Annotated in this window: 4 protein-coding genes; 1 reads left to right on the forward strand and 3 read right to left on the reverse strand. The window is 38.8% G+C overall.

Annotated elements, in window-relative coordinates; all coding sequences use genetic code 11:
- Nucleotides 1–120 precede the first annotated feature (120 nt).
- Nucleotides 121–8,907, forward strand: a complete 8,787-nt coding sequence (locus EL244_RS06065) for an anthrax toxin-like adenylyl cyclase domain-containing protein (protein WP_172597504.1) — start codon at nt 121–123, stop codon at nt 8,905–8,907.
- A 64-nt stretch (nt 8,908–8,971) separates the two neighbouring features.
- On the opposite strand, the gene EL244_RS06070 is transcribed toward EL244_RS06065, so the two are convergent.
- The 3 genes from EL244_RS06070 to asnS all read right to left on the reverse strand — a co-directional run bounded on the left by EL244_RS06070 (nt 8,972) and on the right by asnS (nt 13,563).
- The gene (locus EL244_RS06070; RefSeq protein WP_039854302.1) at nt 8,972–10,162 is read right to left on the reverse strand and encodes an amino acid aminotransferase; all 1,191 of its coding nucleotides are present in this window, start codon (nt 10,160–10,162) and stop codon (nt 8,972–8,974) included.
- A 305-nt stretch (nt 10,163–10,467) separates the two neighbouring features.
- Complete coding sequence (locus EL244_RS06075; protein ID WP_269471787.1) at nt 10,468–11,601, reverse strand: porin; 1,134 nt, start codon at nt 11,599–11,601, stop codon at nt 10,468–10,470.
- Between the two features lie 561 nt (nt 11,602–12,162).
- Entirely contained in the window at nt 12,163–13,563 is a 1,401-nt protein-coding gene (asnS, locus tag EL244_RS06080) for an asparagine--tRNA ligase (protein WP_006813561.1), read from the reverse strand.
- Between the last annotated feature and the right edge of the window lie 119 nt (nt 13,564–13,682).

A 13,682-nucleotide genomic window follows, 5' to 3' on the forward strand; every position in this document is an offset into this window, starting at 1 on the left:
GTTTGCCATCAATAATTAATAGTGATTATGAAGATGAAGTTCATATTAGTAAAGTAAAGAATAAAGCCTTAAAGATATATGACAAATTTGTATTCACTATCAACGTTATCAGGAGATATTGTGATTTCTAAAAATGATGAAAAAGTTTATTCTATCGGTAAAAAAACTGATGTTAATATATTAAATAATTTTTCACGAAAAGAAAGTAATATAGATTTAGTTAGCAAGGATTATAGTAGTGTTAATTTACATTTAAAGCCACTAATAGACACGAAACCTTCGATTATTTCAGGGATCCCCGTATCCCATCAACACTCCATCAATCAAGTTGCGAATGACGAAAATATTATTATTGGTATTCGCTCTATTGACCTTAAGTCTAGAAATTTAATTGAGTCAGGGAATTACAGTAGCAAAGGTTTATCTATCAAAGGAAAAAGTTCTGATTGGGGGCCTCATGCAGGGTTTATTCCTATTTCTCAACAGTTTGCTAAGAAATCAGCTAGAGAAGATGTTGATAAGTACAACCAATATATCCAAAAATCTCTTAACGAAGGAAGTGCTATTTCCGTTGTGCTTGAAATTTCTTCAGAACGAGTAAATGAGCTTTTACAGCATAAAGCTATTTTGCCTTCAAGAGGTATGAATGAGCTTGGTTATAGTGAAGTAATATCATTACTTGATGGGAAAGAGATAGTTTTTTATCTAAAAAAATCGCTCCACGGTGAGGGTGATTTTTGGCAACTTTATCATCAGGTGGAGGGAGAAATAAAGCCATTCTATGTTATTGGAGATCCAAAAACAGGAAAACCGATGACGGCTGATTATGATCTTTTTAGTATTATCTTCCCAATTTCGGAATTAGAGCACTACGCCAAAGTGACGGAAATGCCAAGCTGGGCAGAATGGAAGAGTGGTATTAATTATGATGAATTAACGGTATATCAGAAAGCGTTATATGAAAATGAAGCGGAATATAATAAACAAGAGGGGCGAGATAATGGCATTACAAATAGCAAAATTAAAGAAATAAAAAATAAACTAAATCGAAGGCTTGGTCGGACAGATGGTATGGAATTAATTCATCATGGAGCAGACGATGCGAACCCTGCGAGTGTGATGCACGACAATTTTCCTATTACTTTTTTCCTTCCTGACAAATTAAAAGGTAGAAATGTATTAACAGGGACATCGGAATCTATTTCCACTTATTTTCAGATGAATGTGCAAGGCGCTATTATCATCAATAGTGCAGAGCAACTATCTAATTTTCAACAACTGTTAATCAACCAGGGTTATCGAGCACCTTTAAATAAAAAATGGAGTGAAGGTGATAATGGGCAATATTTTGATCCTAAAAGAAAAATATCAGAAAGTTTTATTGAGGGGCGTATTGAGATTGCTAGAAAGAAAAGCCTGAATGATAGCTTTGAGGATGGAGGTATTCAGAAAAGTGACCGCAATTATGATAACGCAATGGAAAATATTCTCGGTAAACCAATATCTCAATTAGACGAGGGATTTGATGATATCTATTTGGATGAAATAAAACAACATAATGTGTCTTTATTGGCAGGGGAATCATCCATAGCAACCGACTCTATTGATACCTGGTTAGACCCAATGTTGAAATATCGTCTCGCTAAGGCGCTGGATGCTGAAATAGCAAGAACCATAAATCCTACAGAATATAGTTACAATGTGATCATTCAACTTGAAGGGGATAATGCATCAACAAATGCGGCGGCAAATGCATTTTCGAAGCACCCGGATGACTCAATGGTCATTCAGTTCAATTTGAAAACGAAACAATACAAAATTTTGCATGGAGATATTTCAAGATTAAATTCTGGGAAAGTAAGGTGGATAACAGTTGGTCATGGGAGTTATCTAGGGAGTAATCAGCCTACATTATATGCTGATGTGAATGCTAGACAGTTTTCTGATTCGATTCGTTATTTACAAAAGAAAGTCTTAAATAATACTCAACCATCAAAATTGGTATTAATGGGATGTAATTTAGGGCGTGGTGGAATCAATGAAAATTTTGCTCTGAGAGCAACCGCAGCATTATCTGAGCATAACTTGAATATGCCGATTACAGCTTATAATCGCCTACTTAAAAATATTTATTTAGGAAATAAATTTGTTAAGGCTGATGGAAGTAGCAATGATTCTGTAGGTACTAAAGGTTATAAATTTATCTATCAATTTAATGTTGATACCCAGCAAGTTAGAATTAATAAAAGTTCATCGACATTATATTTCATCAATGAACTACGCCGCGGTGAAATTACATTATCACAGTTAAATAATAGCCTTGAGCTTGACCCGCTAGGAGCATTTAGAGATTTAGGTACACGACAGCTCGATTTTGATTTGATCAAGAAAGTGGCTTATAACCCGAAGGCGTATGAGTTATTCGTCAGTGAATTAAAACGATATCAAGGTATTTTGCCTAATAGTTTTCATCGAAATTTTTCTACGAGACTCAATGAACTTGGTATGAAATCTATTCCAATATGGAAAATGGTGAACAGCACTAATATACAGCAGATTGCAGCAGCTAATGTCATGCCAGAGGATAATTCGGTATCTGTTGTTATTCGAGTGGTTGGTAGTCCTAAAGGGAGGCAAGTTGCAGAACAGATAGCCGCAAAGAATGCAAAAAATACCATTATTTTCCAGATGGATATCGATAATAAAAAGTGGACTATTGAATATGGTGAGTCAGAGATACCTTCGTTAATTGAAAGCCAAAAGCCCGTAAAATGGACGGTTATTGGGGATTCTGAGGTTATTAGAAAGCCAACACAAAATTTATTAGCAGGGTTGGTTGCGGTAAAACAAAAATACCCAGTGATGTCACCTGAGAGTATTTTCTTCCATTCTAGTGACCCTCACATGCTCACAACAAGCGCTGAACACCATCAGTTTGCAGCAGATTTATCTGCTCATTTAAAGCAGCATGGCGTGAATGCTTCGGTCATAACCCAGTTTACCCGTGAAACCGTTGTACCCACTAATAATAGGCCCTTTATCAATTCAGATAGCTCAGTGCTTAGCCAAACTAATCATCAAAAGGTGCAATCTTTACTCGAGCGCATTGCGTTAAAAGAAATTGATGTGAATAGAATTCAGCTCACTGAGCATCCTTATATGGCGACATATTTTATGGATGATACTGGGGGGATAGATGTTAATAAAATAAAAATTGTAGTTAATGATCCATTGCTCAATATGGAAATAAATCGTTATCTTTCCTATGAACTAACAGAAAATAAAGCACATTTTGATGCGTTGTTTGAATTACCACGAGCAGCTTCACTACAAGGACAAGCTGCGGATCTCAGAATAATTTTGCAAGGCTTACATCATGACCCAACGATGATAAATCATTTAAGTGAGCGCTCTATTGCGCAATTAAAAGTGTTATATCCTTCAATATATGGGGTTAATCGTAGCGAAATTATCGCATTAGTGACAAATGCTAATGCGTATACACGGCTTAATGATGAACTATTAATTCTTAGCGGCCTTTATATAGACAACATTGAGGAAAGCGGTTTAAAAAACTTAACTTTAGCGCAGGTATTGCAGATATATCGTGATGGTCAACGGCAAAAACATCAACAATTTAGACAGTTGCTCAATCAGCAAAATAATCAACCTGATGGTAGACAAATAAGCCTATTTCATCATGGCTGGATAAGGAACAGTGGCTATCCCTCGACATTTGATCAAAATATAGGATTGATTTTAGGTATAGAACACCAGTTATTTGGTGTTGATCAAGCTCGTGATTTAGTTGAGCTACGTGCTGAGTTCTTACAAAAACAGCAGCAAGGAACACTTTCTACCACTGAAGCTGAAGCATTACATCAAATTCAGCATTACATCTCTGAAGTGGAAAATCGCTATTCAAATAAAGGAATTTTATTGGCGGATCAATCTATTTTAGCGACGCTATCGATAAGTAATAACTATTACCATAATGATAACGATAGCCTATTGTTTATCAAAGGGAAAAATAGCACTTTCACTATTAGTCAAGTTACAAAAAATGGACTTAAACAATACAGCCTATTTGACCCTAATGGTCTGCAAATCAGCGTGTCACTGAGCGATTCATATGCAGCGAAGAAAAATTTCTTTCAGTTAGTGCGAGATTATTTCAATGAAGAGGTCATGTTAGCTGACGGTAAAAAAATAATTCGTGGGCAGCATGCGGGATTGAATAAAGATGAGAAAGGCCACTTTAGAGCTGACCTAGAATATATTGATATTGTTGATAAAAAGCTATTTGGCGATTTATCGGCTCAGCGAAATATCATAGCTCAGCATATCGATCCAGCTTTATCATCAAATGGTTGGGTGACGTTCTATGGCGAAAAAATTGCATTAGCAAGATTACAAAATCTAGGGGTAACCGTTGATGGAGAAGCGATTACTTTAGCACATACGAAACAAATAGGCTGGGATGCAAATGCTCGCATTAATGGCAATAAATTATCACTTGAATTGGCGATGCTTGAGGGCAGCCAGTCAGACCATGCGTTATTAAAAATAATTTATCGTGCCAAGCATGATAATAATCCGATTATCGATAATGAGATAGATTTTACGACGAGCGCTGTTTACAAAAAACAAATTAAAATAATTGAAGCAGCTCCGGATATTAATGATACACAACGGTTACCTGCATTAGTAGTTGACTTAAATACAACGGGGAAAAAATTATCGTTATTTCAGCGTATCGGATCTCGTGCAGGTCAAACGATGGGGGCAGCTGGAATGACTCAAGCGTTAATCAGTATTTCCAGCCTCTTGAATAAACTCAACAACCCGGATTTAACGGCGGAAGAGTACTCTGAATTAGAGAAACAGCTTTATATCACTTGCGGCTCAGCGTTCTTCAATTATGGCGATATGATTTTACAGCCTATTTTACTAAAAATAGCGGGCAATAATGGTGCTTCTGCACTTACCAAAAGTCGTATTGCTTCAGGAGTCGTGGTTGTATTCAACCTAGTTGGCATGGGGATTGATGCCTATCAAGCCTATGATAATTTATCTAAACTCGAGAGTGTGACCGATCCAAAGCAGCGCCAAGATTTGATTGTGAATGCCTCTTTCTCTATTGCGAGTTTTGTTATCAATGGAGTGACTGTTGTTGGCGTGCTGGTTTCTTCATCTACTATTCCTGTTGTTGGTCTGGTTATCGGGGGGCTTTTAATTGTCGGCGGCTGGATTTATAACGGACGGCGTGCTGTTGAAAATATTAAAGCAGAAATTGAGATTAGTTGGGATCGTGAGTTGGAGGAGGGGATTCGAGGAGCTTTAGGTTTAGACCCGACTCAGCGAACTCAACAAGAAATCATTATTAAGCGATACATTGATTCATTCAAGCATGCTGATTGGGAAATGGATCTTAATCATTTTGAACAAACATTACGTCAAGCAGGTTTTGACCATCATCTCAGTGTTATTGACAAGCCCACTTATGAAAAAACGGATCGTTATTATTTAGTGGATAATGATGGTAATTATTTCGGAGGAAAACGAGGTTATATAAAAGTCGATTTATTTACTAGGAAAGAACACTATACCAAACGAGGAGCTCCATCATATACATTACAAGATGCTAACTTATTATTGAATTCCTATGTATTAACTTATGATGGAATGGCAAGGCGTAAAATAGGGAGTGGACATATCCCTCTGTTTAAAAAGGAATTAAAAGAAACTTTTGAGTTAAAACGTATTGGTAGTGAATCTTCTGATGAGCGATATTCGTTGAATCCCAACTACTCAGATCCATTATTGACACAATTTAAAAATAGGCATCAGATTCAAGATGCAGATTTAATATTACCTATTGAAGCGCAATTAGGCATTTCTCATCCTGAGCAATTAAGCTTTTTCTCTAAGATGACTAAATTTGGACCTTTAGGACAAGTGGTCATTTCGGGTAATTACCAGCGTTATAGTGAACACTTAGTGGATGATAAACAAAAAATTAGTTGGTATTTGAACGACGCTGAAAGTCGCGGGAGCAGTTTTAATAGTGCCACAGGAAATGACCTTATTATTGGTTTCCAAAATCGTAAAAATGCATTCCAGATATTATCAGGAGAAAAGTATTTTGCGGGTGGTGAGCATGATGATTATTTTTATTTGCGGGATAACAGTCTTGCATCTTTACGTTATCGAGGAAATGAACCCACAAAGTTTTTGGATGGTCAGCAAGGCAATGATACGTTAATTATTGATAACTTACCTGATGAATATCGTGCCAAAGTTAATTTAAATGAGAACCAGATAAGTTATCAACGAGAGGATCATCAGGAGACTATTTATGTTGCACACTTAAATAGTATTGAGCATATAGTCGTTCGTGGAAACACTAATGATGAAGTACAAGGCGATGAAAATCATAATATTTTAGATGGTGGGTTAGGGATAGATACTCTATATGGTCACGACGGTGACGATAAGCTTATTTTGACCCAAGGCTATGCTAATGGTGGAAATGGCAGCGACAGTTATCAAATTAGGCGTTTTGCCTGGTTTCAGCATATTAATGATTTAAATTATAAAAAACGTAAATTTAATCATGAAACAAAAGCCATTGATAAGCAAAATGCGGTAAGACCTAAGTATTTAAAAGATGAGAAGCATTATAACGCAATGATCACAATTGATGAAACGACAGATTCATCTAGCATTGTGAGCCTAAATTACTCGTTAAAAGAAATACATGATGTGTATGTTGAGGGAAACCACTTATATATAAAAATCCAGTTACCGGCAGAAACAATCGATGGATACGTTTTCACTAATATTCATAGCCAAGTTACGCTGGAATTAAAAAATATTTACCGCTCAACGTCAAAAGGTCGAGAAGCTCGGCATCACTATCACTTACGTACACATGATGGGTTTATTTTAACGAGCCAATTACCCCATTTAGCGATAGAAACTCCGTCTGTTTATCGTGATAAGTTATTCAATATTCATTATTTGCAAGTTAATGATCAGCTCCATAGTTCAGATAACAAAACTCTTTTGATTGATGAGGCCAAAGGAGAATTAATCATTGATGGAAAACAAACCTATGTTTCTCCGTCATGGGGGACGTTATTGCCCATGGGGGCAGCAAAAAATTTAACCTATAGAGGTAATGAAAAAAATAATATTGTTTCTCATGTTAAGTCGGGTAGCCAAATAAAGGTGAGTTTAGGACAAGATGCTTATCAAATTAGCGAATTAGATTATGAGCATGGAGATATTATTTTTGATTTCTCAGAAGTTCATCACCAATACACCGATCAAGATAAAGTTATTTTATTGCTGTCAGTGGTGAATGGTTATCAATTAAAAATGGAAGGCTCTCGGTTGGTATTAAAAGATAGATTCTTGCAGACACAGTTAGCTATTCGATTTAATCAGGTTAATGAAAAAACACGTAATGCAGTTCTGATCCAAGATAAACATGGTCATTTATTTACCATAAACTGGAATGATGAGCAGGGAACCATTACGCCATTAATAACAGTGGCTGAATCCACTGACGACAATGACAAAATTATTATTCCCCATGGCTATTTATCTGAGCAAAAATTAATAGATGCTCAGGCTGGGGACGATATCATTATTGACAATAGCGCCATGAGCCATGTCCTACAGGGTGGTGATGGCGATGATACCCTTAGAGCAGAAAAAGGTCATAATGTGCTTTATGGTGGTGCAGGGGTCGATTTCTTGACCGGAGGAAATGGTCAAGATTTATTGCTATCGGATCTGGGAACGGATGTCTTGATGGGTGGCATTGGAGATGACCACTATCTTATTGACGGAAATCAAAAGGGCGAGACTTACATCGATGATAGTCAAGGAAATAATCAAATATATCTACTGAATTTTGATGCGCACTTTTTGACTGAAACCAATGATGATGGGCATAATTACCATATTTATTTTTCAAGTCACGAACATTTTGTACAGATTAAGCAACCTAAAGTGGGCTGTGATAGCTCGGTAAAAGTTCATTTACTCGATGAACCACCGGAAGCCTTTCAAGCTGTATTAGATAATGGATTCGAGTCATTGGCACAACATTTCGCCAATAAACTCACTACTGCACAAAAATTAGGCCTAGCGGATGATTGGAAGCCCGCTAATAAGTTATATGTTTTACAGAAAAACATTCCTAAGCCTATTCTGCTAACATCGAATGTCGATATTTTACATCTTACAAATGAAACCCCTAGAGGCCAATGGTTTATTGATGCACAAGCTGGTAATGATTTAATTAATGACCAAAGTAAACTTGGCCGTATTGTAAAAGGGGGCGATGGAAATGACGTATTACTGGCAGTTGGTGGGGAAAATATCTTGTGGGGCAATGATGGCAATGACCTTTTGCAAGGCGGTGAAGGGCAAGATGTTCTGATATCCACCCAAGGTGACGATACACTTAAAGGGGGAATGGGAAACGATCTTTATATCATTAATGGGAAGACACAAGGCAGTGTGACAATTGAAGATTACGATGGGGTGAATCAGGTGATATTGATTAATTTCAAGCAAGTACCGGAGTTTACTAATGCATCTAATGATCTTTCTAAAATGACGTTTGCATCAGAAAATGGACGAAAAGTCTCAATTTTATTTAAAGAAAACCCTATGAATGTTACCAGTCTTTTGGATGTGAAACATATCAATAATCATGCTGCTTTTTCTACCTCAGAGGCAGATAACATATTTGATCTCTTAGTTCAACGACTCGTTGAGCAGCGTATCGAATATGAGCACAATTTTGATCTAGTGGCATCTCCCGCGCATAGGCAAAATCGTTGGGATGGAGTTGCTCATACTCAGAATTTTTTAAATAATTGCTCTTAGAGTCAAAGCATAAAAAAACACCCCTATTGGGGTGTTTTTAATGTATATGCCTAAAAATAGAGTCTTACAGCACTTTTACGATGGCATCACATAATGGCACCATGTTTTCCAGCGTCAAGCCCGCTACGTTAATACGTCCGGAGCTAACTGCATAGATACCAAATTCGCTACGTAGACGCTCTACCTGCTCTTTAGTCAGTCCACTGAAGGAGAACATACCATTTTGGTTAATAATGAACGCAAAGTCCTGTTTAGCGCCTTTCTCTTCCAATGTTTTAACGAGTAGCTGGCGCATACGTTTAATACGTTCGCGCATTGCAGTCAGTTCTTGAATCCACTCTGCTTTCAACGCTTCATCAGACAGAATTGTTGTGACAACCGCAGCACCGTGTGCTGGTGGGTTAGAGTAGTTTGCACGAATAACGGCTTTAGCTTGGCTAAATGCACGCTCTGCATTATCACTGTCTTTAGCAATGATGGTACAAGCGCCGACGCGCTCATTGTATAAACCGAAGTTTTTAGAGAATGAGCTAGCCACAATCATTTCTGGGTTATTTTTGGTGAAGATACGTAAGCCTTCAGCATCTTCATCTAAACCTTTGGCAAAACCTTGGTAGGCAAAATCGAAAACCGGTAGTAAGCCTTTTTCCGCACACAGTTGTGACAGCTTAGTCCACTGTTCAGGTGTTGGGTCGATACCAGTTGGGTTATGGCAGCAGCCATGCAGGACGATCACATCCCCTGCAACCGCAGATGACAAGCTGTTGAGCATGCCATCAAAATCCATGTCATGGTTTGCAGCATCGTAATAGTTGTAGGTCAGAACTTCTAGACCAGCAGCTTCAAAAATATTTTTATGATTAGGCCATGTTGGGTTGCTGATCCAAACACGCTTAGCGTTAGTTTGTTTTGCAATAAAGTCGGCTGCAATACGCAGGGCACCGGTACCACCGGGTGCTTGTGCGGTACGCGCGCGTTTAGACGTCACGATTTCATGATTAGCGCCGAACAGCAGTTCTTGAGTAACACGACCAAACTCCGGCATTCCGCTAATCGCCAGGTAGTTTTTGGTATTTTCGTTTTCTAGCAGGAATTTTTCGGCTTTTTTGACCGTATCGAGAACTGGGGTTTTACCCGATTCATCTTTGTAGACACCGATACCGAGGTTAATTTTGTTATCGCGAGGATCAGCACGGAAAGTATCAGCAAGACCGAGGATAGGGTCAGCTGGGGCAGAAATGATTTTCTCAAACATATTGTCGATTCCAAAACTCTGTGGTTTAGCTGAAAAGAGGTGCAACGGATAATGTCGAGTCATCAGATTAACGTGGGAAAGCGTTTTTGCCAATCGTTTTGCTAAACATTGGTGTGATCTTGTGAGCTAGGCACTAATTACCTTAAATTTAACCATAAATTGAAGGTAAGCCAGTAACTTAGACCAATAAATTCAGAAAGTAAGGTGATTTATAACAATGATTTATAGCAATAAAAAAAGCAGCGCCGAAGCGCTGCCTTTCAAAAACATTGTTTACTGCTTTCAGATTATCCGTTAACGGATAATTAGAATTGGTAAACCAGACCCAGACCAACTACGTTGTCTGTCATCAGACCATTTTCGTTGGTGAAGTCGTTGTCTTTCAGCAGGTTGATTTTGTAATCAACAACTGCAGACATGTTTTTGTTGAAGTAGTAGTAAGAACCAACAGAGATATATTTAACTAAATCTTGGTTATCGTAGTCTTTACCATTGATAGTTTGACCTAAAGATTTACCTTTAGATTGGTTATAACCAATAGATGGTTTCAGACCAAAGTCAAACAGGTATTGAGCTACTAACTCAACGTTTTCAGTTTTGTTAGCGATGTCGTGATCTGAACCAAAGTGAGTTGTGTTCAGTGTTTGACCATACATAGCTGCTAAGTAAACGTTGTTAGCGTCAAATTTCGCACCAACGTTCCATGCTTCAGCACGTTTACCGTCAGCGGTAGAGTTTTCATATTTCTGTGCTTCAGTACGAGCAGAGTTAGAATAACCACCACCCAGAGTTACGCCCCAGCCTAAGTCATAAGCGGTAGAGAAACCGTAACCGTCACCGTTGTCTTTGTAACCGTTGCTCCATTCACCTTTATCAAACTTAGAAGCACCTGATTTGTTAGAATCAGTGTTTTTGCCTTGGTATTGCAGGGCAAAGCTCAGGCCATCAACATAACCGAACATATTGTTGTTACGGTAAGTTAACAGGTTACGGTTACGCTGAGTCATGAATGTGTCTGACTGAGCCATAGTGTCCGCACCCCATAATGGGAATACGCCGGTCCATGCGTTCGTGTCGTAAACAACACCGTAGTTACGGCCGTAGTCAACTGAACCGAAGTCTTTGAATTTCAGACCAGCATAAGCTAAACGGTTTTTGTTGTCGTTGTTGCCTTCAGTTTTGTTAGTCTTAGTTTCCCACTCGAAACGACCAAAACCAGTCAGTTGGTCAGTGATCTGAGTGTCACCTTTAACACCTAAACGAACGCGTGAATCGTCGCCGTCTTCGCCGCTTTCTGAGTTAGCGAAGTAGTGACGTACGTCAACTTTACCGTAAACGTCTAATTTGTTGCCATCTTTGTTATATACTTCTGCTGCGTTTGCTGCGCCTGCAGCTAACAGAGCTGGAATAACCATTGCAAGAATATTGCGCTTCATCATTATTATTACCCTCATTGGTGTTATTCGGACACCTGCCACTGCCAAAAATAATCCATAAATTTCTTTTGAACTATTTGTGAGAGATTAGTGTCGTCTTTAGTCGGCGTCCAGTGTTCCATTGGTAGACAAATTTATCTACCCCCAAAATGCTACAAAAACGAAGATTCTGAAACAAATGGTAACAAGGTGTTTCAAAATGTAAAAAATAGAGCAAAAAACAACCACTCATCGTACCAGTTTAATTTTTTTTACAAAAATGAGGGAACTTTTTTGAAAGACAAATTGAACTTTTTTCGAACTAAATGATTATCCGATGAGTAAAAAGTGCGCAGCTAAATAAGCGTGGTAAAGCTAGAAAAGCAGATTATTCTTAGATGGAATCTAGATTGTCGTTAAAAGCATAAGATATAAAGCTATAAACGAAAAAATGTGATTTAGATCTCAAATAAAGTGTGGTGATAAATTATTTTTTCAGAAATTATACCGCTTATAAATAATATCGGGCCAGTAACATCGACCCGATACGGATTGCCATATTATAAAGGCGATAAACTCAGCCGATTAGAATGAGGCATTTCTTGGGGTTCGTGGGAATGCAATCACTTCACGCACGTTGCCGACGCCAGTGACATAAGCAACTAAACGCTCAAACCCAAGACCGAAGCCTGAATGTGGCACGGTGCCGTAACGACGCAGATCACGGTACCACCAATAGTCTTCTTTATTCATGCCCATTTCTTCTAAACGTGCATCCAGCATATCCAAGCGTTCTTCACGTTGTGAACCACCGATGATTTCACCAATACCTGGCGCTAATACATCCATGGCGGCAACGGTTTTACCGTCTTCGTTAAGGCGCATATAGAAAGCTTTAATATCTTTCGGATAGTTTTTAACTACTACTGGCGCTTTAAAGTGCTGCTCTGCAAGGTAGCGCTCATGCTCCGAAGATAAATCCACGCCCCAGTAAACTGGGTTTTCGAATTTTTGGCCACAGGTTTCTAAGATTTTAACCGCGTCGGTATAGTCGACTTGAGCGAAATCAGAATTTACGAAACGTTCCAGACGGTCAATGACATCTTTATCGACACGTTCAGCAAAGAATTCAAGATCATCACGGCGCTCAGTTAATGCCGCTTTAAAGGCATATTTCAGCATTTTTTCTGCCAAACCCGCGATATCATCTAAGTTGGCGAAAGCCACTTCAGGTTCTAACATCCAGAATTCGGCTAAGTGACGGCTGGTGTTGGAGTTTTCCGCGCGGAAAGTTGGACCGAAAGTATACACTTTGCTTAATGCAGTAGCGTAAGCTTCACCGTTCAATTGACCAGAAACAGTCAAGAACGCTTCGCGACCAAAGAAATCTTGGCTGAAATCCACTTCGCCTTTATCGGTACGCGGTAAATTGTTGTAATCCAGCGTGGATACACGGAACATTTCACCCGCACCTTCAGTATCAGAAGCGGTGATTAGAGGGGTAGATACCCAGAAGAAGCCTTGTTCGTCAAAGAAACGATGCAGAGCTTGTGCCAAGGTATGACGTACACGGGCAACAGCACCGATTAAGTTAGTGCGTGGGCGCAAGTGAGCAGCTTCACGTAGGAACTCAACGCTGTGGCGCTTTGGTGCCATTGGGTAAGTATCAGGATCTTCAACCCAGCCAACCACTTTGATAGCCGTTGCTTGCAGTTCAAAAGATTGACCTTGACCTTGAGATTCGGCAACAACACCCGTGACCTCAACAGAGCAGCCAGTGGTCAAATGCAGGACTTCGTCATTATAATTAGGTAAATTATTATTGATGATAGCCTGTAATGGGTTAAAGCATGAACCGTCATAAACGGCGAGGAAAGAAAAACCAGCTTTTGAATCTCTCCTTGTACGTACCCAGCCTTGAACGGTGACTTCAGTGCCCACCGCCACACGGCCTTGCAGTACATCGACTACAGGCGCAACGATCATAAAAATTACTCTCTTTTAAATAATGTTAACAAGATGAGATGACGGGGTTTACTGCTTTAGTATCGTCAATAGTGACGTGCCATTATAGGAATAAAACCAGTAAACCCGACATCGGTTCC

The sequence above is a fragment of the Providencia rustigianii genome (genome assembly GCF_900637755.1).
Taxonomy (GTDB): domain Bacteria; phylum Pseudomonadota; class Gammaproteobacteria; order Enterobacterales; family Enterobacteriaceae; genus Providencia; species Providencia rustigianii.

Bases quoted from the DNA above. Each gene is read 5' to 3' on its own strand.
- EL244_RS06070 (WP_039854302.1), bottom strand. From the start codon at position 10,162: ATGTTTGAGAAAATCATTTCTGCCCCAGCTGACCCTATCCTCGGTCTT.
- EL244_RS06075 (WP_269471787.1), bottom strand. From the start codon at position 11,601: ATGATGAAGCGCAATATTCTTGCAATGGTTATTCCAGCTCTGTTAGCT.
- asnS (WP_006813561.1), bottom strand. From the start codon at position 13,563: ATGATCGTTGCGCCTGTAGTCGATGTACTGCAAGGCCGTGTGGCGGTG.